This is a genomic window from Pseudomonas sp. 15C (assembly GCF_055484735.1).
Map to the genome: position 1 here is coordinate 82,929 of NZ_JBUDGD010000014.1, position 25,155 is coordinate 108,083.

The following is a 25,155-nucleotide window of genomic DNA, read 5'->3' on the forward strand; positions in this document are numbered from 1 at the left end:
AGCGCTAAAGCAAAAGCCCCTCACCCTAGCCCTCTCCCAGGGGGAGAGGGAACTGATTGGGGGATATTGCAGGACTGCAGCGACCTGATCGCTCTGCGCCGAATCCATAATCAACCCATTCTTTCAGGTCGATGTATAACGCATTACAGCTCGGTCGGCCCCCTCTCCCTCGGTAGAGGGCTGGGGTGAGGGTTGGCTTTTCAATGCCGTTTGATAAATCCGCTCAAAGCCGCCAACGCTTCCGGCGAGCGCAGCCGCTGAGTAAACAACGCGCCCTCCTCCTCGATTACCTTTCGCAGCACCTGACGATCCGCCGCTCGCATCAATTGCTTGCTGATACGCACCGCTTCCACCGGCAGTTCGTCGAAGCGCAACGCCACTTCCCGCGCCTTGCTCAACGCCGCTTCGCCACTGTCCAGCGCCTCGGTGGCAATGCCCCAGGCCGCCGCTTGTTCCCCGCTGAAGCCTTCGCCGAGCAACAACAGCTCTGCCGCTCTGGCCTGCCCGAGCAACCGCGGCAGGATCAGGCTGGAGCCAAACTCCGGGCACAGCCCCAGATTGACGAACGGCATGCGCAAGCGTGCATCGCGGCTCACATAGACCAGATCGCAGTGCAGCAGCAGGGTCGTGCCGATACCCACCGCGGCACCGGCCACGGCGGCGATCACTGGTTTGCGGCATTCGAGCAGATTGAGCATGAAGTGGAACACCGGGCTGTCGAGGTCGCTCGGCGGTTGCTGGATGAAGTCGGCAATGTCGTTGCCGGCGGTGAAGCATTCGGCGCTGCCGCTGATCAGCACGGCATTGATGTCGGGATCGCTGTCGGCCTGTTGCAATGCCTCGGCGAGGCGGCTGTACATGGCGCGGGTCAGGGCGTTTTTCTTGTCCGGGCGATTGAGCCGCAGGCTCAGCAAACCGCGTTCGCGTTGCAACAGGATGGCTTCGGTCATGGCGTGTCTCGCGTCTGAAATCAGCGCTCAACCCCGGCTCAAAAATACGTCGGCCAGCAGTTGGTTGCGCGGCAGTCCGGCCAGGTATAGACGCCTGGCGAAGGCGTCGACACTGGCGGTCGAGCCGCAGACTAAAGCCAGGGTTTGTCGGGAAACAAGGCGCAGTTGCGCCAAAGCGGCGGCTGACTCGGCCGCCGTCCACAGCTCGACGCTGAGGCTTTCGCGCTGCGCAGCCAGTGCCGCCAGGGGTTTGGCCAGATAGTGTTCGCGCTGGTCATGGGCCAGATGAATGACGCGGATGGCGCCTTGGTGATCCTGCCGCAAGGCTTCGCGCAGCACACCGAACAACGGGCCCAGACCGGTGCCGGCGGCCAGCAGCCACAAAGGTCGGTCGTGCCAGTCCGGGTCGTAGTGCAAGGCGCCGCCGCGCAATTCGCCGAGGCGAAGCGGGTCGCCGATCTGAAGCTTTCGTGCAGCATCACTGAACTCGCCGGCCTGGCGGCAATCGAGGTGGAACTCGAGAAAACGGTCTTCCTGCGGCAGGCTGGCCAGCGAATAGGGCCGCGCAATCTGCCCGATCCACAACACCAGATGTTGCCCGGCGCTATAGCGCAGTGGCTGTTGCGCGGTCAGGCGCAGCCGCAGGACGCTATCGCTGAGCCAGTCCAGCGCTTCGACCTCGGCCGGGCGACCGTCGGTAATCGGGTCGAAGGTGTGTACCTCCATGTCCTCGATCACCTGACACTGGCAGGCCAGGCGCCAACCATCCTGACGCTGCTCGGCGCTCAAGGCGTCCGGGCGGTTATCGGCGGGCAGGCCTTGCACGCATTGCACCAGACAGGCGTGGCAACTGCCGGCGCGACAACTATAGGGCACGGCGACGCCGTTCTGGTTGAGCGCATCGAGCAGGTTGCTGCCCGCCGCCACCGACCAGTGCCGCTCACCGACGCGAAGTTCAGGCATCGACGTTCTCCCACGCTGCCGCACAGCGATTGCGCCCGTCGCGCTTGGCTCGGTAAAGCGCCTGATCGGCGCGCTGCAAGGCGTCGTCCAGATCATCGCCGAGGCCGAGCAGGGTCATGCCGGCCGACAGACTCAGATTGCGCACATTCAAGCCCACCAGTTCCACATCGGTAAAGGCGATACGCAGACGCTCGCAGCACGCGGTCAGCCGCTCGGCGTCACAATCGGGCAGCAACACGACGAATTCCTCACCACCATAACGCGCCAGCACATCGCCGTCGCGCAGACACGCCTGGGCGACACCGGCGAAGGCCTGCAGCACCTGATCGCCCGCTGCGTGGCCGTGCAGGTCGTTGATGCGTTTGAAATGGTCAAGGTCGATCAGCGCCAGGCCATGCACGACATCGCTGTCCATTGCATTGAGTTCGCGCGAGGCCAGGCGCAGGAAGTGCCGACGGTTGAACAGCCCGGTCAGCTCATCGGTGGCGACCAGATCCTCAAGCTGGCGCATCATCCCGCGCAGGGTGTCCTGATGCGCCTGCAAGGCAAACCGGCGCTGGCGCTGGCGTTGCCGCGAAACCTGAACGAAGCGCGCATACAGCACCAGCCACGCCAGCACCAGCGCCAGCACGCACACCTGCAACGCAGCAAGCGCCGGCTCGCGCAGGCGCAACTGGTAGCCGTCCCACAGGGTGATCGCACTGAAACTGAAGAACACCAGCAAGGCACAACGGACGAACGCTCGTCGACTGAGGTGGAACAGCCCGAACAACAGGATCATCACGTAAAACACCAGAAAGACGCCGCGCGCTTCGTCCAGATGGGCGATCAGCCAGGTCTGCCAGCCGAGCCCGAGCAGCACTTGCGCTTCGGTCAGGCTGGGGTCGGCGAAACGCAGGTTGCGCCCGCTCCAGAACAAGGCGAACAGCACCGCCTGGCTGATGACCACCAGGGCGCTGCCGATGCTCACGGCGTTGAGGGATTGCTCGTAGTGACCAGTAAAAAACGCCAGCCACAGCAGCAGTAAAGCCAATCCGTAGGTGGCTGCAGCGAGGGCGAAGCGTTTGAGCAAAAGACGTTGAATGGCGTTATGGGTCAATCGTTGACTCACCGTGCGATAAGAAGCTGACCGAGTGTCCTACTCTACAGACCGGTTGCCACTTTAGAGGCCCGGTCGCTAAATGACCACCGATTTTCGGGCCGGGAAAATGGCGTCAAAAGTGTGGCCCGCCTGGCCCAGACGGGCAGCTACAAGCCGCGAGCTTCAAGCGGCAAGCTAAAGCTGTCCGCGGACTGCTTCGACTTGCTGCTTGACGCTTGAAGCTTGAAGCTGCCGCCGAGAATGACCGCAGACGCGTGTACGCCCCTTTGATGCGCGGTATACTGCCGCGCCTTTTTAGCGTCGCGCCACAAAGGGACAGCTACAAGCCGCAAGCCTGAAGCGGCAAGCTCAAGCTGTCCGCGTAATGCTTAACTTGCCGCTCGAAGCTAGAAGCTTGTAGCTGCCCCATCGTGTTTTAGAGGAGCGCGACTCATGACCGTGATCAAGCAAGACGACCTGATTCAGAGCGTTGCCGACGCCCTGCAGTTCATTTCCTATTACCACCCCGTGGATTTCATCCAGGCGATGCACGAAGCCTACCTGCGCGAAGAATCGCCAGCGGCCCGTGATTCGATGGCGCAGATCCTGATCAACTCGCGCATGTGCGCCACCGGCCACCGCCCGATCTGCCAGGACACCGGTATCGTCACCGTGTTCGTCCGTGTCGGCATGGACGTGCGCTGGGATGGCGCCACCATGGGCCTGGACGACATGATCAACGAAGGCGTGCGTCGCGCCTACAACCTGCCGGAAAACGTCCTGCGGGCCTCGATCCTCGCTGACCCGGCGGGTGCTCGCAAGAACACCAGGGACAACACCCCGGCGGTGATTCACTACTCCATCGTTCCGGGTAACACCGTGGAAGTGGACGTGGCGGCCAAGGGCGGCGGTTCCGAGAACAAGTCGAAAATGGCCATGCTCAACCCGTCCGACTCGATCGTCGACTGGGTACTCAAGACCGTTCCGACCATGGGCGCCGGCTGGTGCCCACCGGGCATGCTCGGCATCGGCATCGGCGGCACCGCCGAGAAAGCCGCGGTGATGGCCAAGGAAGTGTTGATGGAATCCATCGACATTCATGAGCTGAAGGCCCGTGGCCCGCAGAACCGCATCGAAGAAATGCGTCTGGAGCTGTTCGAGAAGGTCAACCAGTTGGGTATCGGCGCCCAGGGCCTCGGTGGCCTGACCACCGTGCTCGACGTGAAGATCATGGATTACCCGACCCACGCCGCCTCCTTGCCGGTGTGCATGATCCCCAACTGCGCCGCCACCCGTCACGCGCACTTTGTGCTCGACGGTTCCGGCCCGGCCTCGCTGGAGGCGCCACCACTCGACGCCTACCCGGAAATCGTCTGGGAAGCCGGCCCGTCAGCCCGTCGCGTCAACCTCGACACCCTGACCCCGGAAGACGTGCAGAGCTGGAAACCGGGCGAAACCGTGCTGCTCAACGGCAAGATGCTCACCGGTCGCGATGCGGCGCACAAGCGCATGGTCGAGATGCTCAACAAAGGTGAAACCCTGCCGGTGGATCTCAAGGGTCGCTTCATCTACTACGTCGGCCCGGTCGATCCGGTCGGTGACGAAGTGGTCGGCCCGGCTGGCCCGACCACCGCGACGCGGATGGACAAGTTCACCCGCCAGATCCTCGAGCAGACCGGCCTGTTGGGCATGATCGGCAAATCCGAGCGCGGCCCGACCGCAATCGAGGCGATCAAGGACAACAAAGCCGTGTACCTGATGGCTGTTGGCGGCGCCGCTTACCTGGTCGCCCAAGCGATCAAGAAGTCGAAGGTGCTGGCGTTTGCCGAGCTGGGCATGGAGGCGATCTACGAGTTCGAGGTCAAGGACATGCCGGTCACCGTCGCGGTTGACAGCAAAGGCGAGTCGGTACACATCACCGGTCCTGCGATCTGGCAACAGAAGATCAGCGAAAGTCTGGCAGTCGAAGTGCAATAAGCGCTTTGCCTGAATGAAAACGGCCGGTTCATCCACAGTGATGACCCGGCCGTTTTTGCTTGTGCTTGCATTTGGCGATAAAAACGTGGGCCAAGCATACAAAACAGTCTTGCGCACCTGTCAGATCTGACAGGTCCGTTTACCGCTCACTCCTGTTAGCGTCTATCCATACGTCCTACTTAGCGCGAATGGATTCGACCATGGCCGATCAAGACCTCGAGATCACTGCTCCTTCCATCGCCCGAAGCTCATCGATCGCCACCATCGGCAAGAGCTGGAGCGCCGTTGGCCCGACCGGCACCACAGGTATCGAATTGCCCGTTCCGGCGTCGGCCGGGCGCGGGTGTGATCCGCACCTGACACTGTCGGGCAGCAGCCAGAGCGGTAACAGCGCATTTGGCCTCGGTTGGAACCTGGCGGGCCTGAGCCAGATCAGCCGACGCACCAACAGGGGCGTACCGCGCTACACCGGGCACGATGAAATCATCGGTCATGACGGTGAAGTCTGGATGCCGGAGCTGGATGACAACGGCAACCTGAAGTGGCGCAGCGAAAACAGTTACCTCGGCGTCCCTGTTGCCGAGCACAATGTGCTGTCTTACCGGGCGCAGATTGAGAGTGATTTCTCCCTGCGCGAATGCTGGCATCCGGTTGACGGGGGAGCGCCCTTCTGGCTGGTGCATGTGGCCGACGGCACGTTGCATGTCTACGGCAAAACCACCGCCTCACGCCGTGCCGACCCCGACGACGAATCGCGCATCAGTAGCTGGCTGCTGTGTGAAAGCATGAACGCCCATGGCGAACACATCTGCTACGAGTACAAGCCGGACGATCAGCCTGACGAGCAAGACCCCATTCACGACTACCGCGCCCAGCGTTATCTGCGCCGGGTGTGTTACGGCAATGCCACGGCGAGCGACCGCCTCTATTGCTGGGACACCGAGCGGCCGACGGATCTGCCATGGCATTTTCAACTGGTGTTCGATTACGGCGAGCGCAGCACTTCGCTGACGGAGGTTCCGAGCTACGATGAAGTGAACCGCTGGCAGCTGCGACCTGATCCGTTTTTCACCTATGGTCAGGGTTTTGAATTGAGCACTCGCAGGCTGTGCCAGCAAGTGTTGATGTTTCATCACTTCCCCGAGGGCCTGGCGGCAGAGGCGAAACTTGCCCGTCGCCTGCTGCTGGAATATCGACCAATCCAAAAAATTGCGCAGAGCACCTACAGCCAGATCACCGCGGCGCTCTATCAGGCCTTCGATGCGCAAGGCAATGTCGAGCAATCACCGCCGGTAGAGTTCGAATACTCGCCCTTCGAGATCAACAAGACACCTGCACGCCTGTTGGAAAACGAGACTCAACCGGGCATCGAAGACAACGGGTTCTATCAATGCGTCGATCTGTATGGGGAGGGCGTGCCGGGCTTTCTCTGCCGCTACGACAACGCCTGGTACTACCGTGAACCGCTGCGCGCAGCGCCTGGCACTGAACTGATCGGTTACGGCCCCTGGGCTTTGCTGGACAAGATCCCGGTGGCAGATCGTAACCGCGCCGTGGCACAACTGCTTGATCTGACCGGCGACGGGCGCCTGGACCTGATCACCGCCCGATCGGGTTACTGCGGGTTCCATGCGCTGAATGCGCAGCGACAATTCGAACTGTTCAGCGCGTTCGATAAGTTTTCCGTGGAACACCAGAATCTGGGCTTGATCATGGGCGATTTTTGCGGCGACGGCCTGATGTCAGCGGCCACCATCAGCCCCGACCGTGTGCGTCTCTATGCCAGCCTGCGGAAAAAAGGCTTCGCTGCCGCACAAGAAATACCCCATGAATACGATGACGACCGTCTGCCGGTTTTCAGCAACTCGCAAACCGAACTGGTGCTTCTGGGTAACCTGCTCGGCAGCGACATGCCTGAGCTGTGCCGCATCCGCCATGACGAGGTCCGCTGCTGGCCGAATCTTGGTCACGGTAAATTCGGTAAAGGTCGCAAGATCAGTGCCCTGCCATTCACCTATGAAGAATTCGACGCCTCGCGAGTGCGTCTGGCCGACCTCAATGGTTCCGGCGCGCCGGCGTTGATCTATCTGCAATCCGAAGGCTTCGACATTTACCTGAACCACGGCGGCAACGGTCTGCAACAGACTCCCGTCAGCGTGCCGTGGCCCGAAGAGGTGCGCTATGACCGTTCGTGCCAGGTCAGTTTCGCCGATCTGCAAGGCCTTGGTTGCGCCAGCCTGATTCTGACGGTACCGCATATCAAGCCTCGGCATTGGCGCTACGATTTTGTTGCGGCCAAGCCCTATCTGCTGGTCAACAGTAACAACAACATGGGTTGCTCCAGCAGCGTGACTTATCGCAGCTCGGCTCAGGAATGGCTGGATGAAAAGGAGCGGCTGCTGGCGCTTGAGCGTGCACCGGTATGTCATCTGCCGTTTCCGCTGGCCGTAGTAAAAAAGCAGGAGCAGTACGACGAGATCACCGGCAACCGCTTGACCCAGTCATTTACCTGGTGCGAAGGGTTTTACGACGGCATCGGACGGGAATTTCGCGGGTTCGGCTATTCACAGCGACTTGACTGCGAGATTGGAACCGATCCTTCAGAGCCTGGCTTCAACGAGCCGATGCAAACATGCACCTGGTTTCACAACGGGCAGGAAATGAATCGCTCCGGCGACGATTATTTCAGCGCGGACGTGGACGCCTGCCCGTTGGGCGAAACCCTGTTCAGTCGTTACCACCCCGAAGGTGAAATCGATGAGCCCGTCACTCCCGAAGACTCCGAGACTCGCTATCGAATTGCGCAGGCATTGGTCGGCTCGGTTGCCCGAACAGAGACCTTTGCCTACCGGCCAGATGCACAAGTCTCTGATGCAGCCGCCCTCTACTCGGTAGAGGAAAAGCGCTATCTGATTCGCGAGGTGCGGCCGAAGGGCCAATATGCAGCAGCTGTTCTGCTGCCCTTTCAGGTCGAAGCAATCAGTTATCAGTACGATGGTTTTATCAATGACCCGCTGTGCCGCCACGATGTCACCCTGCGCTGGGATGCCTATGGCGCCGCGACTCACGCATTTACCGTGAACTATGCGCGCAGGTTGACCGCCCAGAGCCCGCCCCCCTTCTCCGAAGACCATCTGAATCAGTGGTGGCGCGACGCCCAAGACGAGGAGCAGCATTACTTTTGTCTGCGTGAAACCTGTACGCGTCCGATCAACCTGACTGAGCCACAGCAATGGCGATTGGGCTCGCCGTATCAGGAACGGACCAATGCGTTTAAATTGGCCAAAGGTACGCGCCCCGGCGAGCTGACCCCGGCACAGGTATCTTTCGAATCGTTGAGAGAGCTTGAGGATTCGCCAGAATGGGCCATCGAACGGGTACTGACTTCCCAATCGATACAGCGCTACGTGGACACAGAGGGTATTGAACTGGAGGACGGCGTCGCCGGATTCGAAGCTCTGTTGCATTCTTTGGAACTTGCCTTACTGGACAAGACCGCGCTGGACGCTTACAGCATTGTGCCGGATCTGGACATCCGCGAGGCCCTCCGCGCAATTGGTTACTCACCCATGCCGCTGCTGTTCGAAGCGATGCTGCGCGAGGAACAAAACCTTTGGTCGTCGCGGTTCAATCTGGCTCGGTACGGCGATTTGCAAGCGTTCTACAAAGTGCTCGATTTCAACGAAACGCCAAGCCATGGCGTGACCAAAGCCGAATACGATCCACACTACCTGACCGTCTTGCGCATGGAATTGCCCGACGGTTGTGCCGTCCAGGTGGCAGAGTTCGATTACCACGCCCTCAAACCCAAGCGGATCACGGACGCCAATGACAACACTGAAGAAGTCATCTACGAGCCTTCCGGTCAGCCGCTGGTCATCAGCTTTCACGGTACCGAGAATGGCAAACCTGCCGGCTTCGACAAGCTGACCGATGACTGGACCTTGCCGGACCCCAGTCCGGAACACGCCATTCTGTATCCGGAAGATACCGTAGGACACGCAGCGAGTACCCTGCACAAAAACCTGTTCAGCTGGATGGGCCTGATACCTGCCTCCACGCTTCAGGCCCGGGCGATCAAGCAAGGCGACCTTTTGCCTGGCGGGCAAATCCGTGCCAGCGCACGTCGCCGGCTTGGGCAAAACCACGTCCTGACGCCTGAAGACCAGCAATTGCGCGCAGCCATTGAACTGGCTTACCGAGAACCGGTACACATCGTGATGCTCACCGCCGACCGCTACCCTTACGACACCGTCAAGGCACAGATCCAGATCGTCAAAACCTGCTTCGATGGCTTTGCTCGGGTATTGCAAACCCAGCAAAAGGTCGGCCCGGGGCTGGCTTATGTGGTGGCTGAGGATGGTGAACTGCTCATCGAAGAAGGTGAGCAGCCGACGCAGACACGATGGCGTATCAGTGAACGCGTCGAATACAACAACAAAGGTCTGCCGCAGCGCCAATACCGGCCGTTTTTCGCCAACACCCACCGCTACGTCAATGATCAATCGCTGCGCCAGCTCGGGTTGTTCGATCAACTGTTCCATGACGCGCTGGGGCGCCCGGTCAAGCTGGTCAACGCCAAAGGCTACTTTTCCCGCCAGACTCGTCACCCTTGGTATCTCATCAGTGAGGATTTCAACGACACCGCAGAAGAACTGTCATGAACAGTCACGTCCATCATCGTACGCCAACCCTGACAGCCACCGACAGTCGTGGGCTGACTGTGCGGCGGGTCGACTACTGGCGCAAGAATGCCGATGACCTGCCAATGACCCGGATCACGCGCATGAAACAGGATCTGGCCGGACGCAGCGTTGCCCAATGGGATCCACGTCTTGCCGGCCCCTGTCTGGCGACTGTCTACTCATTGGCGGATCAGCCATTGAGAACAGACAGCGTCGATGCCGGTATGCGTTTGAGCCTGCCGGGGCTGGCAGGTCAGACCTTGCAGCGCTGGGATGATCGCGGTGCGGTCTGGCTCATGACTTACGACCGGCAACTGCGCCTGCTGAGTGTCAACAACACAGCCACCCCCCAGGACGATGAAGTATTCGAATATGCCGATGCCTCGGCGGATGCCGGCAACAACCTGCGCGGACGACAACAGCGACTGACTGATCCCTCAGGCTGCATGGAAGTGCACAGCTACAGCCTTGCCGGACACTCCCAGCGAGAAACCCGAACCTTTCACGATGAGAAATCGTTCACCAGCCAACGCACCTTTGATCCGCTGGGTGCGGTCACAGCGCTGACGGATGCCGGCCAGCATCAACAGACGATGCTTTATGATCTGGCCGGGCAACTCAAAGCCACCTCTCTGATCCTGAAAAACGGGGTCGAACGGGGGGTGCTTATCGACGCGCAATACAACGCCGGCGGACAGCTTGTCACGCAACAAAATGGCAACGGCGTCAGCGTTCATTGGGATTACGACCCGGCCAATGCCCTCCTCGTCAGGCAATGGGCACACAAAGGCAGCGAACCGTTCATCCAGGACCTTGAGTACAGCTACGATCCGATGGGAATGATCACCCGGATCTTCGATGCCGCTGTCAAGCCGGTTTTTTTCGCCAATCAGCGCTGCGACGGCACGCGTACCTTCACCTACGATTCGCTGTATCAACTGAGCAGCGCTACCGGTTGCAGTGCCGCCGCACTGCCACAACCGGTCCGTGCGCAATCCTGCGACCCCGCAGACCTGCGTAACTACCTCCAGAACTACGAATATGACCACGGCGGCAATCTGATCAAAATCATTCAAGTGCGCGAGGGGGCAAGCCATACCCGACATATCGTGATCGATCCCCACAGCAATCGAGGCATATCGCAGGAAGCCGACGATCCCCCTCCGGACTTCAGCCGGTTGTTTGACCCGCACGGCAACCTGCTGGAACGATTGCCAGGCCAGCCGTTGCGGTGGAACAGCCGCGATGAGTTGCAATCGGTGGTCATGATCTCGCGTCCCGGCGATCGGGAAGACGTGGAGAAATGCTGGTACAGCGAGGGCATGAGAGTGTGCAAACGCTACGAACACTACGGCAACAACACCAGCCACTTTCACCAGGTACGTTACCTGCCGGGGCTGGATATCTCCAGCAAGGACAATGGTGAAGAGCTGCATGCCATCACCGTCACCACCGGGGCGGGCACGGTGCGCTGTCTTTACTGGGAAAACGATCCGGCAAGCATTGGCACTACGCAATTGCGATACGGCCTGAACGATCACCTGAATTCATGCCTGATCGAACTTGATCAACTCGGGCAGATGATCAGCCACGAGCAATTCTTTCCATTCGGCGCGACTGCCTGTTTCCTGTCGCTCACCGATATAGAGGTCGATTACAAAACCATCCGCTACAGCGGCAAGGAACTGGATCGCAGCGGGCTCTACTATTATGGCGAGCGCTATTATGCGCCGTGGCTGGGTCGCTGGACGCAACCGGACCGACACGGAATCGCAGATGGCTTGAATCTGTATTGCATGACCCATAACAACCCGATCAACTTTGTCGACCAACAAGGGGCGACCACGACGCAGGCACAAACCGGCAGTGCTTCACAAACCAGCATTGCCATCTCTACTCCCGGCTCCTCGCGCCGATCGTCTTCGGCAGGAGTCGGAACACCAGGCCTGGTACCCGATCCCCAGGCCAATCCCCCCGGGCGCCTTCCCCCTGACCCCGAACTTACATGGAGCGAGCGGGCCAAGGCGGCAGCGCTGTCATTCGCCAACTCCAGGGTTGGGCTAACGCTGGTGCCTGCGGGCGGAGTGTCCGTACCCAACGCATTGATTATCAGCGCCGTTTTGACTATCACCGTGGAAATCGTACGAGACGCCACAATGTTCAACCCCAACTGGTCTCCCCCCGCCACATGGGACCCAGGTAGCGATGGACAATTGCCGCCCCGCGATGTAACGCAGGCTGCCCACAGCTTTTACAGCATTGTCACCAACGTCGCCAATTTGGTAGCGGTCGCTGCCGGCACGATTCTAGGGCCAGTGGCGGGCGGATACATTGATGAGTGGAGAAGCCCCAAGCTCCAGGCAGAAAATGAAAAGCGGGGTGGGAAATTGATGAACGCCGCAGAAAAGCGGATCAACGATTATCAGTTAGTGGCCGACCCGACGGATCAGGCACTGGACGCTTTGCGTACGCAGGTACTGGAGGCGGAAGAGCTGGCCGGGGTCACCTGGCGAAGCATGGGCATGCTCGAAAAAATTGGGCGGATGCGGCCACCACCCGTAGATAGTCCCAACTCGCCCCCCAGAAGTTCGACGTCTTCCAGCAGTACACGGTCCATCGTGCGTAGGCGAACCAATCTCGCTCTTATCCGCCGGACTTCGCAGGAAGCGTGGGTTTAGAAAGAGGTAACGCGCTACGGTGCTTATCGTTTCAGGCCGGGGCCATGCTATGGTCTCGGCCTGACTTTTCTGACCGTTTGCGCCCAGCATGCTGCCGACTTCCCGTACCCTGCGTCTGTCGTTGTATTCCCTGTTGATCATCACTGGCACGGTCGTGGCCGCGACCTTTGCGATGCGCCATGCCGAGCGTCAGGCACTGGAAGAAGACGCCGCGCGCGCCAACCAGCAACTGGGGTTGTACGCCAACTCACTGCACACCCTGATTGATCGCTATCGCGCCCTGCCCGCCGTGCTGGCGCTGGACCCGCAACTGCGTGCGGCACTGGCCGGCCCGGTCGATGCCGACGAACAAGCAGCGCTGAACCTGAAACTGGAAAAGATCAACGGTGCGGCACAGTCCTCGACCCTGGAATTGCTCGATCGCAGCGGTCTGGCTGTGGCGGCGAGCAACTGGCGGTTGCCCAGCAGTTACGTCGGCCATAACTACGGTTTCCGTCCGTATTTCAGCCAGACCCGTACCCAAGGCAGCGGGCGTTTCTATGCGGTGGGCGTGACCAGCGGGATTCCCGGATATTTTCTCTCCAGCGCGGTGCTAGGCGAGAGGGACGAGTTTCTCGGCGCAATGGTGGTCAAGCTGGAATTCCCCGAGCTGGAGCGCGAGTGGCGCCAGGGCAGCGACACGCTGTTGGTCAGCGATGCACGCGGGATCATTTTCATCGCCAATCAGCCGGGCTGGCGCTATCGCGCGCTGCGACCGTTGAGTGCCAGCGACATGGCCGAAATCAAGGCCACGCGGCAGTACGACAAACAGACGTTGCTGCCGCTGACACACCTGGCGCTGCGCCGTTTCGATGACAACAGCGACCTGCGCCGCGTCGAAGGCCCGGATGGCACGGCCGATTATCTGTGGGAGTCGCTGCCGCTGACCGCCGAAGGCTGGACCCTGCACTTGCTGCGCCGTCCGCAAGTGGCGTTCGAAGATCTGCGCAATGCCGGGCTGGCCGCTGCCGGGGTGTGGCTGGCGGTGGTGTTTCTGTTGCTGTTCCTCAATCAGCGCTGGCGGCTGTCGAAAGTCCGCCAGCGCAACCGCGAAGAACTGGAACGGTTGGTGGAGGAGCGCACCCGCGATCTGCGCACCGCCCAGGAAGGTCTGGTGCAATCGGCCAAACTCGCCGCGCTCGGGCAGATGTCCGCAGCACTCGCCCATGAAATCAATCAACCGCTTACCGCTCAGCGCATGCAACTGGCGACGCTGCGCCTGCTGCTCGAACATGGTCGCGTCGACGATGCCTACAAAGCGCTGAAACCGGTGGACGACATGCTCACGCGCATGGCCGCGCTCACCGGCCACCTCAAGACGTTCGCGCGCAAGAGCCCCAGCGGCTTACGCGAACGTCTCGACCTGGCGACGGTGGTCGATCAAGCCTTGCAATTGCTCGATGCGCGGCTGCGAGACGAACAGGTCAGCCTGGTGCTGCACCTGACCCGCCCGGCGTGGGTGCGCGGTGATGCGATTCGCCTCGAACAGGTATTGATCAACCTGCTGCGCAACGCACTGGATGCGATGCACGGCAAAACCTGCAAGCGACTGGAAATCCGTCTGCAGGCCGATGAGCAACTCTGGCACCTGAGCGTCAGCGACAATGGCGGCGGGATTGCCGAAGAACATCTGGCGCAGATATTCGACCCGTTCTTCACCACCAAACCTGTAGGTGATGGCCTGGGCCTTGGCCTGGCGGTATCGTTCGCCATCGTGCATGAATCCGGCGGGCGCCTGAGCGCCGAGAATGGCGACGCTGGCGCGGTGTTCAGCCTGACCTTGCCGATCGATCAGGAGGCACACATCTGATGCTCAATTCGGTGATGGTGGTCGACGATGAAAGCAGCATTCGCTGCGCCGTCGAACAGTGGCTGAGCCTGTCGGGGTTCGAGGTGCAGTTGTTCAGCCGCGCCGAAGAATGCCTCGCTGCCCTGCCCGCGCATTTTGCCGGGGTGATCCTCAGCGATGTGCGCATGCCCGGCATGGGTGGCTTGGCGTTATTGGCCGACGTTCAGAAACGCGATGCCGATCTGCCGGTGATTCTGCTCACCGGCCACGGCGATGTGCCGATGGCCGTCGAGGCCATGCGCGACGGTGCCTATGACTTTCTGGAAAAACCGTTCAGCCCGGAGAGCCTGCTGGGCAGCTTGCGCCGTGCGCTGGACAAACGCCGTCTGGTACTGGAGAACCGCGCCCTGCATACGCAGGCCGACAATCGCGCCAGACTCGATGCGACCTTGCTCGGCGTCTCCCGTGGTTTGCAGACCTTGCGCCGGCAAGTGCTGGATCTGGCGGCGCTGCCGGTCAATGTGCTGATCCGTGGCGAAACCGGCAGCGGCAAGGAACTGGTTGCGCGCTGCCTGCATGATTTCGGCCCGCGCGCCGGCAAACCTTTCGTGGCGCTGAACTGCGCGGCGATTCCCGAGCAACTGTTCGAAGCCGAGTTGTTCGGCCATGAGAGCGGCGCCTTCACCGGTGCGTCCGGCAAGCGCATCGGCAAACTCGAATATGCCGATGGCGGCACGCTGTTTCTCGACGAGATCGAAAGCATGCCCCTGGCCCAGCAGGTGAAGCTGCTGCGGGTGTTGCAGGAGCAGAAGCTGGAACGGCTCGGCTCGAACCAGAGCATCCGCGTTGATTTGCGTATCGTCGCGGCGACCAAACCCGATCTGCTCGACGAGGCCCGTGCCGGGCGCTTTCGCGAAGATCTGGCCTATCGCCTGAACGTTGCCGAACTGCGCTTGCCGCCCTTGCGCGAGCGCCGCGAAGACATTCCGCTGCTGTTCGACACCTTCGCCCGCCAGGCCGCCGAGCGCCTTGGTCGCACCTTTACGCCGTTGAGCGGCGCGCAGCTGAGTCACCTGCTCAGCCATGACTGGCCGGGTAACGTGCGCGAACTGGCCAACGTTGCCGAGCGGCAAGTGCTGGGGCTGGACGAGCCGGTGCCGGGCGTCGAGCCGGGGCAATCGCTGGCGGCCCAGCAGGAAGCGTTCGAGGCGCAGTGCCTGCGCGCGGCGCTGACGCGGCACAAAGGTGACGTGAAAGCGGTGCTTGAAGAGCTGCAACTGCCGCGCCGCACGTTCAATGAAAAGATGCAGCGACATGGGCTGAGTCGGGAGATGTTTCTGGCGGAGTGAGGCTGGCTCGGGATTATCTGTGTGGCTGACAACCATCCCCCTCACCCCAGCCCTCTCCCCCAAGGGGTAGAGGGGAAAGGGAGCCGATCTTTATGTTATTCAAAACCTGAGCTCGGCTCGGTATCCGAGGTCGGCGTTACTTCCAAGACACCTCGGTCAGTCCCCTCTCCCTCCGGGAGAGGGCTAGGGTGAGGGGCTTTGGTTTGCGCCTCAATAAGCGGAAATCCGCTCATCAAACCAAATCCTTCGGCGATATACCGCTCACCCGCTCCCGCCAGCCCCTCTAATCCGGCCCTCACCCCGTTGGCACAGCTCCTGCTATAGCCCCGGCAGGCTGCGTTTCGACGCGCTCCACAAAAACAATTAAACGAAGGATCCTTCAATGGATAACTCCAACGCCCTGCCACTTGGGTCGGCGGCTGCGCCGGTCAAAACGAGAACCACCGCCAGCCGGATCAAATCGATCTTCAGCGGTTCCGTCGGCAACATGGTCGAGTGGTACGACTGGTACGTGTATGCCGCCTTCTCGCTGTACTTCGCGAAAACCTTCTTTCCCGCCGGTTCCACCACTGCGCAATTGATGAACACTGCAGCGATCTTCGCCGTCGGCTTTCTGATGCGTCCGATCGGTGGCTGGCTGATGGGCATGTACGCCGATAAGGTCGGCCGCAAGAAAGCCCTGATGGCCTCGGTGTACCTGATGTGCTTCGGCTCGCTGCTGATTGCGCTGAGCCCGAACTACGAAACCATCGGCATCGGCGCGCCGATCCTGCTGGTGTTCGCCCGTCTGCTGCAAGGCCTGTCGGTCGGTGGCGAATACGGCACCTCGGCCACTTACCTCTCGGAAATGGCCACCAAAGAACGTCGCGGCTTCTTCTCCAGCTTCCAGTACGTGACCCTGATCTCCGGCCAGCTCATCGCGCTGGGCGTACTCATCGTGCTGCAAAATACGCTGACCACTGAGCAGCTGTATGCGTGGGGCTGGCGCATCCCGTTCGCCATCGGCGCGTTGTGTGCCGTGGTTGCCCTCTACCTGCGTCGCGGCATGGAAGAAACCGAGTCGTTCACCAAAAAAGAGAAGTCCAAAGAAAGCGCCATGCGCACCTTGATGCGCCATCCCAAAGAGCTGTTGACCGTGGTCGGCCTGACCATGGGCGGCACCTTGGCGTTCTACACCTACACCACCTACATGCAGAAGTACCTGGTCAACACGGTGGGCATGAGCATTTCCGACTCGACCACCATTTCCGCCGCCACGCTGTTTCTGTTCATGTGCCTGCAACCGATCATCGGTGGCCTGTCGGACAAGATCGGTCGTCGTCCGATCCTGATCGCGTTTGGTGTCCTGGGGACGATCTTCACCGTGCCGATCCTGATGACCCTGCACACCATCCAGACCTGGTGGGGCGCGTTCTTCCTGATCATGGCAGCGTTGATCATCGTCAGCGGCTACACCTCGATCAACGCGGTGGTCAAAGCCGAACTGTTCCCGACCGAGATCCGCGCCCTGGGTGTCGGCCTGCCGTACGCATTGACCGTGTCGATCTTCGGCGGCACCGCCGAATACATCGCGCTGTGGTTCAAGAGCATCGGCATGGAAACCGGTTACTACTGGTACGTGACCGCGTGCATTGCCGTGTCGTTGCTGGTGTACATCACCATGAAGGACACCCAGAAGCATTCGCGGATTGTGACTGACTGATCGGGTTAACAGCGCCACTGCAACGGTGGCGTTGATGGCCCCATCGCGAGCAGGCTCGCTCCCACACTGGATCGGTGGTCGACACCAATCCCTTGAAGGAGTGAGCCTGCTCGCGATAGGGCTCCACGATCTACAGGCTTAAGAATCAACCTCCCCCTGAAATCGATTAATCGCTAATTAATCCCGCCACCACATCCTGCCCCTACCTGATCGATGACCTGCGCGAGGCTCGCTCCTGAGACAAAAGCGAAAAACATGCGCCGCTCTTAACATCAAGTTAATAGATGGTTTTTAGCATTAATTTGCGCTTATCAATCAAATTAATTGGCGTAGCATAAAACCCATGCAGGACACACACGCCAACCCATCCGGAGTAACCGCCATGAAAACCCGACTGATGCTCGCCCTGACCCTGTCCGTACTGGCTGCCAACACCTTCGCTGCCGATGGTTCGGACAGAACCAAATCCGCCGACTTCATTTCCGGCGCCACCGCAGCCGTCGAAACCAGCCACTCCGGCACCTATGCCGCTGACGGTTTCGATAAAACCAACATCGGTAAAACCGTCGCCGCCGATGGTTTCGACAAAACCGGTACTGCAGACGCAATCAGCTGATTATCAGCAGTCCTCACATAGCCCGGCCTCGCCCGGGCTTGCTCATTTCCGGGTATTGCAAACATACCCTGTGTGCGAGCCTGCTCGCGAAAGCTATAAGCAAGCCGATGCATCTGGTGACTGATACACCGCTATCGCCAGCAGGCTAACTCCCACAGGGATTTGCATCTGGCTGGAAATCTGCGACGTGGGCTTGCACTATGTAGCGCTCGAAAAACACTTCGCAGGACCGCCCGCCATGCCCGATGACATCCACTTCTACGAACCCGCCAACGGCCACGGCCTGCCCCACGATCCGTTCAACGCCATCGTCGGTCCGCGGCCCATCGGCTGGATCTCCTCGCAGAATGCCGAAGGTCAGCTCAACCTGGCGCCGTACAGTTTCTTCAATGCGTTCAACTACATTCCGCCGATCATTGGCTTTTCCAGCGTCGGTCGCAAAGACAGCCTGAACAACATCGAGCAGACCGGCGAATTCGCCTGGAACCTCGCCACGCGTCCATTGGCCGAGCAGATGAACCAGAGCTGCGCGATGGTCGCGCCTGAGGTGAACGAGTTCGAACTGGCGGGGTTGACGACCGTAGCGTCGAAGGTGATCGCCGTGCCGCGCGTGGCGGAAAGTCCGGTGTCCTTCGAGTGCAAGGTCACGCAGATCATTCAGCTGCAGCGCGCCGATGGCGAAACGGTGCCGAGCTGGCTGATCCTCGGCGAAGTGGTCGCCGTGCACATCGCCAAGTGGTTGCTGAAAGACGGCATCTACGACACCGCCGCAGCGCAACCGATTCTGCGCGGCGGCGGGCCGGCGGACTATTTCCAGTTGGGGCCGGAGGCGCTGTTCAAGATGTGGCGTCCGGGCGCGGGCAAGTAAGCGCTTACCAGATCAACTCGGCGTCATCAGTGACGCCCTTGAGTTTGTCCAGCTCATTGATCGCGGCGTCGTCGGCGGCAATGGCACCGGGGAACACTTGCTCATCGAGCAGTTTGTGAAAGCGTGGCGCACCGCCATCGACCAGGGCCTTGACCGCGATTGCCGCGTAATAACCCTTGTTGCCGCCCAACTCGACGGGGACCACTGCGGAAACCGCTTCGAAGCGTTCGAACTCTTTACGTGCCATGTCACACATCCCGGCTCAGACAGATAAGCCGGCCATTAAACCCTCAACCGACGAGTTTGTGTACCGGCGCCGGGCACTGGCGCAGGGCTTGTGCAGCCGAGACGTCGCGGAAGGTGTGAAAATCGAGGCTGTTGACCACCAGGTCCTGCACCAGCTCGGCGAAGACTTCCATCGATGGGCTATTGAAATAGGCGGTCATCATCGGCTGACTGCTCCAGAACCCGGACACCAGCCACAGCTCTGGATCGCACTGCGATTGTTGCAAGGAAAAACTCAGGCAACCGGGTGCCGATCGTGAGACTTCGATCAACGCGCTCAGGCGCACACCGAGTTCCGCCGAACGCCCGGCTTGAGCACGAACGAAGGCCATATGACTGACAGGCATCTGCTTGGACATGATCAACCCTCCATGAAATCGCGTAGCAGCCAGGGACGGGCTGCGACTGAAGCAAAGATTAAGCGCCGAGCCATTTGCGCCGTTAGTCGATTCCTGTCGACGAGTTGCCCAATCCTGCGTGGCTGCGCGCTGCACCTGTAACAAGCTGTAAATCCGTGTAACAGGCTTGTCATACGGCGTATCAAGCAAGTTTGCCGGGCTGCGTCCTGCTGTGGCTGGGCAGCCAGGCAAGTGCCGGCAGAATCAGGCAAGCATTTGACAGAATGTGTCTACCGCTCGCGCTTGCACAAACTTATGCTCTGCTGCATTCCACCTCACCTGCCGAGGATGCCGCGCATGACGTCATTCGATCGTTTTCAAGCCGAACCCACCGCTGACATGGAAAAACAGCGCGCGGAGCTGGCGGCGATCATCCGCCGCAACACCAGCGACGATGGCAGCTACCAGACCGCCATTGGCTCGCTGTTCATGTCGCGTCACACCAAATCCCACGACTTCGCCCCGGTGCTCGCGCAACCGGCGCTGTGCATCATGGCGCAGGGGCGCAAAGAGGTGCGGCTGGCCGACGAATTCTTCAATTACGACCCGCTGAATTATCTGGTGGTATCGGTTTCGATGCCGCTGAGCGGGCGCGTGGTCAATGTCTCGCCGGACGAACCGATCCTCGCCGTGCGCCTGGATATCGACCCGACCGAAATCACCGCGCTGATCGCCGATGCCGGCCCGATGGGCGTACCGACCCGCCCGACCGGACGTGGCCTGTACGTAGAGCGCATCGACAGTTCGATGCTCGACGCGGTGCTGCGTCTGGCCCGACTGCTCGATGCACCGAAAGACATCGCCATGCTCGCGCCGCTGATTCGTCGCGAGATTCTCTACCGTCTATTGCGCAGCCCGCAGGGCCATCGCTTGTACGAAATCGCGATTGCCAACAGCCAGAGCCATCGCATCAGCCAAGCGATCAAATGGCTCAACGGCAACTTCGAGCAGCCGCTGCGCATCGATGACCTGGCCAAAGAAGTGAACCTCAGCGTCTCGACCTTGCATCACCGTTTCAAGGCGATGACGGCGATGAGTCCGTTGCAGTATCAGAAGCAGTTGCGTTTGCAGGAAGCGCGGCGCTTGATGTTGACTGAAGGGCTGGAGGCGTCGGCGGCGGGGTATCGCGTGGGCTATGAAAGCCCGTCGCAGTTCAGCCGCGAGTACAGCCGCCTGTTTGGCGCGCCGCCGTTGCGGGATCTGGCGCGGTTGCGGCTTTCGGTGTGAACCTTCAAGAGCCCTCATCGGAACGCCGCCCGCCTAGCCCTCTCCCAGGGGGAGAGGGGACTGATTGGGGGGTATTGCAGATGTACACCGACCTGAAAGTATTTTGGCGCATCCATAATCGACCCGGTTTTTCAGGTCGATGTATAGCGCCAGACACCTGCGTCGGCTCCCTCTCCCCCCGGGAGAGGGCTGGGGTGAGGGTAGGCTCCTACACCGCCCGGACCACGTGCTTGATCTCCTGAAACGCCGCCAACCCCCACGGTCCCAACTCCCGGCCGATGCTGCTCTGCTTGTAACCACCCCACGCCGTCTGCGGGAAAATCACCTGCGGCGCGTTGAGCCACACCAGCCCGGCCTGCAAGGCGTTGGCCACCCGTTCGGCGGCCTCGGCGTTACGCGTCACCACACTGGCGACCAAGCCGAACGGGCTGTCGTTGGCCAGCGCAATCGCCTCGTCTTCGCTGCTGAAACTGCGCACGCACAACACCGGGCCGAAAATCTCTTCGCACCACAGCGCACTGTCGAGGGGCACTTCGGTGAACACCGTCGGCTGCAAAAAAAACCCGCGCGGCAGGTGCGCCGGACGATTGCCACCGCATACCAGCTTGGCTCCGGCGCTGAGGCCGCGATCGATGTGCCCGAGCACGCGCTGGTATTGCGCCTGATTGACCAGCGCGCCCATTTCCACATCCGCCTCGAACGGGTCGGCCACGCGAATCGCTTGCGCACGCTGCTGCAAACGCTCGAGAAATTCATCGGCCAGTTCATCGGCGACCAGCACGCGACTGGTGGCCGAGCACATCTGCCCGGCATTAAAGAAACCGCCACCACAGGCCAGCTCCACCGCCAGCTCCAGATCAGCGTCTTCGAGCACCAGCAGCGAAGATTTTCCGCCCAGCTCCAGGCTCACGCCCTTCACCGTTTCCGCCGCGCGTTGCATTACCTGCACGCCGACCGCGTTGCTGCCAGTAAACGAGATTTTGGCAATGCGCGGATCCGCTGACAGCGGCGCGCCGACGGCCAGGCCGGTGCCGCAAACCAGATTGAATACGCCGTTGGGCAAGCCGGACTCGGCGATGATCGCCGCCAGCTCCAGCTCCGGCAGCGGCGTGACCTCCGAGGGTTTGAGCACCACGCAGCAACCGGCAGCCAGCGCCGGGGCGAGTTTCCAGGCGGTGGTGACCATGGGGAAATTCCACGGCACGATCAGCCCGACCACACCGCACGGCTCGCGGCGCAGACGTGCACTGAAATCATCGCTGGGCAGCGGCACATTGGTGTCGCGCTGCGCGTCGAGGCCTTCGGCCAGATCGGCGTAATACTCGAACGTAGCGATGACATCGTCGACGTCGATCGCCGCTTCGAACAGCGGCTTGCCGTTGTTGCTCGATTGCAGGTTCATCAAGTGCCCGCGACCGTTGCGCACGCCGTTGGCGATGTTGCGCAGGATCACAGCGCGCTCGGCGCCAGTGGTTTGCGACCAGTCCTTGAATGCCGCTACCGCCGCGGTAACGGCGTGATCGACCGCGAGTTCGTCACCACCATTGACCGTGGTCAGCAGCGCTTCGGTTGCCGGGTTGATCACCCGTAAGTGCTCGCGGCCGGCGGACCATTGGCCGTTGATGTAGAGACCGTCGAGTGTGGTTGGAAAATTGATCATTGGGCCACCGCCTGCATCCACTGGTTCTGGTCGATTTCGATCACGGTCGGGCCTTGCCGGTCGGTAGCCGTACGCAGCGCACTGCGCAATTGCGCTACCGAGCTGATCGCTTCGGCGGCACAGCCGAGGGCTTTGGCCACCCCGATGAAGTCCGGCGTGTAGATGTCGACACCGACCGGCTCGATGGCGCGGTTGACCATGTATTTCTTGATCTCTTCGTAGCCCTGGTTATTCCACAGCAGGACGATCACCGGCGTACGCGCTTCGACGGCGCTAGCCAGTTCCGGCAGGGTGAATTGCAGACCGCCGTCGCCGATCAGACACACCACTGGGGGACGGATGCCTTTCTCAAGTGGCCCACCGAGCCAGGCACCAATGGCCGCCGGCAAAGCGTAACCAAGAGTCCCGTAACCAGTTGACGAGTTGAACCAGCGTCGCGGGCGTTCAGGGTTGAAGGTGAGGTTGCCGGTGTATACCGGTTGCGTCGAATCGCCGACGAATACCGCGTCAGGCAATTCCTGCAGTACGGTTTCAAGGAAACGCGTCTGCGCCAGGGTCGGTGTGTCCCAACTCGCTGCCAGCTCTTCACGCAAACGCGCCGCGCGCACCTGGCCCCAATCGTTGCGGCGCTCGGCCAACGCTTTGTGCGACAAAGCGCTGAGCAAGGCTTGCGCGGCGTTGCGCGAGTCGGCGACCAGCGCAACGTACGGCGGATAGTTGCGCACGGTCTGATCGGCATCAATGTCGATGCGCAGCAGCTTGCCGGGAATCTCGAAACCGCCGGCGAAGGTCACATCGTAATCGGTCTCGGCCAGTTCGGTGCCGATCGCCAGCACCACATCGGCATCGGCGACCAGCGCGCGGGTGGCGATCAGGCTTTGCGTCGAACCGATCAACAGCGGATGCGTTGAAGGCAGCAGGCCTTTGGCGTTGATGGTCAGCGCCACCGGTGCGTCGAGCAATTCGGCCAGCTTGCCGAGTTCGGCAGCGGCGTCGATGGCGCCGCCACCGGCCAGGATCAGCGGCCGTTGCGCCGTGGCCAGCAGCTCGGTCATGCGGCTGACGGCGGCCGGCGCGGCACCGGCGCGATCGATCTGTACCGGCAGGCTGGCGAGCAGTTCATCGGCGTCTTCGACCAGCACGTCCAACGGAATTTCGATGTGCACCGGACGCGGGCGGCCGGCCTGGAACAAGGCGAATGCGCGCGCCAGCACCCCCGGCAATTCCGAGGCCGACATCAAGGTGTGAGAGAACGCAGCAACGCCAGCGACCAGTGCGCTCTGGTTCGGCAATTCGTGCAGCTTGCCGCGTCCACCGCCCAACTGGTGGCGACTCTGCACGCTGGAGATCACCAGCATCGGGATCGAGTCGGCGTAGGCCTGGCCCATCGCCGTGGTGATGTTGGTCATGCCCGGGCCGGTGATGATGAAACACACCCCCGGTTTGCCGCTGGTGCGTGCATAGCCGTCGGCCATGAAACCGGCGCCCTGCTCATGCCGTGGGGTGACATGGTTGATGCTCGAACGGGCCAGCCCGCGATACAGCTCCACGGTATGCACGCCGGGAATGCCGAACACCTGCTCGACTCCGTAACCTTCGAGTAACTTGACCAGTACTTCGCCACACGTCGCCATGTCGATTGCCCTTGTTGTTCGCTGAAAACACGGTCCCTTGTAGGAGTGAGCCTGCTCGCGATAGCGGTGTGTCAGCTAACAACTGTGTGACGGACACACCGCTATCGCGAGCAGGCTCACTCCTACAGAAAGCCGTTTACTGGGGCTCATTGAACGGTCGGCCGCTAGCGGCAACAATCGATTAAAAGTCATACTAGCCATGTCCTCACGTCATACCTTGGATTCCCATGAAACGACTGCCTCCCCTGCCCGCGCTGCATACGTTTCTGATCACGGCGCAGTGCTGCAACTTCACCCGCGCCGCCGAGCAGTTGCACATTACTCAGGGTGCGGTGAGTCGGCAGATCGCCGGGCTGGAAGAACAGCTCGGTTATCCGTTGTTCATCCGTCTGGCCCGTGGGCTGACGCTGACGGCCGAAGGACGTGAATGGCTGCCGCAGGTGGAGAAAGTCTTCGGGCTCATCAGCGAAGCGACCGAGCAGATCGGGCTAAAGCATCAGACTTTGCAACTCAAGGCACCGAGCTGCGTGATGCGCTGGCTGCTGCCGCGCCTGCTGCAGTGGCAAAAAGAACGTCCGGACGTGCCGGTGAAACTGACGGCCTCGCTGCAACACGGTGTTGATTTTCAGCGCGAGCAGTTCGATGCCGCCGTGATCTATGGCCCGCCACCGGACCATTCGCCGGGCGCCCTGCACTTGTTCGACGAACAACTGACACCGGTCTGCTCGCCGCAGCTGCTCAACGGTTCACCCGCGCTGAATTCGCCGTCGGATCTTCAGAAGCATCTGTTGTTGCACCCCACTCACGACATTCACGACTGGTCGGTGTGGCTCGATGCGGCGGGTTTGCTGTTGAGCAACTTGGGCAGCGGCCAGCATTTCGAGACGCTGGATCAGGCGATGTCGATGGCCTCGCATGGCACGGGCGTGGCGATCGGGGACTGGTCGCTGATCGGCGATGACTTGCGTGCCGAGCGGCTGGTGATGCCATTTGAGTTGAAGGTCAAGACGGGGCTGGCGTATTACGTGGTGCTGCCTGGCGGAGCGCAGCCGTCGCCGCAGCTGGAGGAGTTGATGCTTTGGCTGGTTGAGCAGGCGCATTTGCGCTGAAGCCTTTTCCCCTCACCCTAACCCTCTCCCAGAGGGAGAGGGGACTGACCGTGTTGTTTGGTCTAGCTGCGCCGACCTGCAACAGCGAGTCGAACTCAGGCCTGGAAAAGCATGAAGATCGGCTCCCTTCCCCCTCGCCCCCTTT

17 protein-coding genes are annotated in these 25,155 nt (G+C 61.0%); 10 read left to right on the forward strand and 7 right to left on the reverse strand.

Features of this window, described 5'->3' with window-relative positions; translation table 11 throughout:
* Nucleotides 1-200: 200 nt before the first annotated feature.
* The 3 genes from ACYYKW_RS10330 to ACYYKW_RS10340 are packed head-to-tail and all read right to left on the reverse strand — an operon-like array spanning nucleotide 201 to nucleotide 3,012.
* Nucleotides 201-950 carry an enoyl-CoA hydratase-related protein gene (locus ACYYKW_RS10330; protein WP_464990060.1) on the reverse strand — a complete coding sequence of 250 codons (750 nt, stop codon included), beginning with the start codon at nucleotides 948-950 and terminating at the stop codon, nucleotides 201-203.
* Nucleotides 951-977: 27 nt separating this feature from the next.
* A complete protein-coding gene (locus ACYYKW_RS10335) occupies nucleotides 978-1,913 on the reverse strand; it encodes an iron-sulfur-binding ferredoxin reductase (protein ID WP_464990061.1) in 936 nt (311 codons plus the stop codon).
* Nucleotides 1,906-3,012: a GGDEF domain-containing protein gene (locus ACYYKW_RS10340; RefSeq protein ID WP_093098887.1), complete on the reverse strand. Its 1,107-nt coding sequence runs from the start codon at nucleotides 3,010-3,012 to the stop codon at nucleotides 1,906-1,908. Before ACYYKW_RS10340 ends, ACYYKW_RS10335 begins: the two co-directional genes overlap by 8 nt.
* Before the next feature lie 435 nt (nucleotides 3,013-3,447).
* On the opposite strand from ACYYKW_RS10340, the gene ACYYKW_RS10345 reads away from it, so the two are divergent.
* From ACYYKW_RS10345 to ACYYKW_RS10380, 8 genes are all read left to right on the forward strand, one after another.
* Nucleotides 3,448-4,971: a fumarate hydratase gene (locus ACYYKW_RS10345; RefSeq protein ID WP_090285728.1), complete on the forward strand. Its 1,524-nt coding sequence runs from the start codon at nucleotides 3,448-3,450 to the stop codon at nucleotides 4,969-4,971.
* A gap of 200 nt (nucleotides 4,972-5,171) precedes the next feature.
* A complete protein-coding gene (locus ACYYKW_RS10350) occupies nucleotides 5,172-9,635 on the forward strand; it encodes a SpvB/TcaC N-terminal domain-containing protein (RefSeq protein WP_464990062.1) in 4,464 nt (1,487 codons plus the stop codon).
* On the forward strand, nucleotides 9,632-12,334 hold the full coding sequence (locus ACYYKW_RS10355; protein WP_464990063.1) for an RHS repeat domain-containing protein: 2,703 nt from the start codon (nucleotides 9,632-9,634) through the stop codon (nucleotides 12,332-12,334). Before ACYYKW_RS10350 ends, ACYYKW_RS10355 begins: the two co-directional genes overlap by 4 nt.
* A gap of 88 nt (nucleotides 12,335-12,422) precedes the next feature.
* On the forward strand, nucleotides 12,423-14,183 hold the full coding sequence (locus ACYYKW_RS10360; protein ID WP_464990064.1) for an ATP-binding protein: 1,761 nt from the start codon (nucleotides 12,423-12,425) through the stop codon (nucleotides 14,181-14,183).
* Nucleotides 14,183-15,511: a sigma-54-dependent transcriptional regulator gene (locus ACYYKW_RS10365; protein WP_464990065.1), complete on the forward strand. Its 1,329-nt coding sequence runs from the start codon at nucleotides 14,183-14,185 to the stop codon at nucleotides 15,509-15,511. Before ACYYKW_RS10360 ends, ACYYKW_RS10365 begins: the two co-directional genes overlap by 1 nt.
* Nucleotides 15,512-15,893: 382 nt before the next feature.
* Nucleotides 15,894-17,213 (forward strand): MFS transporter, encoded by a 1,320-nt coding sequence (locus tag ACYYKW_RS10370; RefSeq protein ID WP_090285740.1) that lies wholly within the window; start codon nucleotides 15,894-15,896, stop codon nucleotides 17,211-17,213.
* Nucleotides 17,214-17,595: 382 nt separating this feature from the next.
* Nucleotides 17,596-17,829 carry a hypothetical protein gene (locus ACYYKW_RS10375; RefSeq protein WP_336355308.1) on the forward strand — a complete coding sequence of 78 codons (234 nt, stop codon included), beginning with the start codon at nucleotides 17,596-17,598 and terminating at the stop codon, nucleotides 17,827-17,829.
* A gap of 238 nt (nucleotides 17,830-18,067) precedes the next feature.
* Nucleotides 18,068-18,697: a flavin reductase family protein gene (locus ACYYKW_RS10380; protein WP_093098870.1), complete on the forward strand. Its 630-nt coding sequence runs from the start codon at nucleotides 18,068-18,070 to the stop codon at nucleotides 18,695-18,697.
* A gap of 4 nt (nucleotides 18,698-18,701) precedes the next feature.
* On the opposite strand, the gene ACYYKW_RS10385 is transcribed toward ACYYKW_RS10380, so the two are convergent.
* Nucleotides 18,702-18,944 (reverse strand): hypothetical protein, encoded by a 243-nt coding sequence (locus ACYYKW_RS10385; RefSeq protein ID WP_016773447.1) that lies wholly within the window; start codon nucleotides 18,942-18,944, stop codon nucleotides 18,702-18,704.
* 43 nt (nucleotides 18,945-18,987) lie between these two features.
* Nucleotides 18,988-19,341 carry an antibiotic biosynthesis monooxygenase family protein gene (locus tag ACYYKW_RS10390; protein ID WP_093098867.1) on the reverse strand — a complete coding sequence of 118 codons (354 nt, stop codon included), beginning with the start codon at nucleotides 19,339-19,341 and terminating at the stop codon, nucleotides 18,988-18,990.
* A 336-nt stretch (nucleotides 19,342-19,677) separates the two neighbouring features.
* Here ACYYKW_RS10390 and ACYYKW_RS10395 point away from each other — a divergent pair, with 336 nt between their 5' ends.
* Nucleotides 19,678-20,607 carry an AraC family transcriptional regulator gene (locus ACYYKW_RS10395; protein ID WP_090285754.1) on the forward strand — a complete coding sequence of 310 codons (930 nt, stop codon included), beginning with the start codon at nucleotides 19,678-19,680 and terminating at the stop codon, nucleotides 20,605-20,607.
* A 208-nt stretch (nucleotides 20,608-20,815) separates the two neighbouring features.
* Here ACYYKW_RS10395 and ACYYKW_RS10400 read toward each other — a convergent pair whose 3' ends face one another.
* Both ACYYKW_RS10400 and ACYYKW_RS10405 read right to left on the reverse strand, forming a co-directional pair.
* Nucleotides 20,816-22,264, reverse strand: coding sequence for an aldehyde dehydrogenase family protein (locus ACYYKW_RS10400; protein WP_464990070.1), 1,449 nt, complete (start codon nucleotides 22,262-22,264; stop codon nucleotides 20,816-20,818).
* Complete coding sequence (locus ACYYKW_RS10405) at nucleotides 22,264-23,901, reverse strand: 5-guanidino-2-oxopentanoate decarboxylase (protein ID WP_464990066.1); 1,638 nt, start codon at nucleotides 23,899-23,901, stop codon at nucleotides 22,264-22,266. Before ACYYKW_RS10405 ends, ACYYKW_RS10400 begins: the two co-directional genes overlap by 1 nt.
* 227 nt (nucleotides 23,902-24,128) lie before the next feature.
* Between ACYYKW_RS10405 and ACYYKW_RS10410 the strand changes: the two genes are divergently transcribed.
* Nucleotides 24,129-25,010, forward strand: a complete 882-nt coding sequence (locus ACYYKW_RS10410) for a LysR substrate-binding domain-containing protein (RefSeq protein WP_464990067.1) — start codon at nucleotides 24,129-24,131, stop codon at nucleotides 25,008-25,010.
* Nucleotides 25,011-25,155 lie beyond the last annotated feature (145 nt).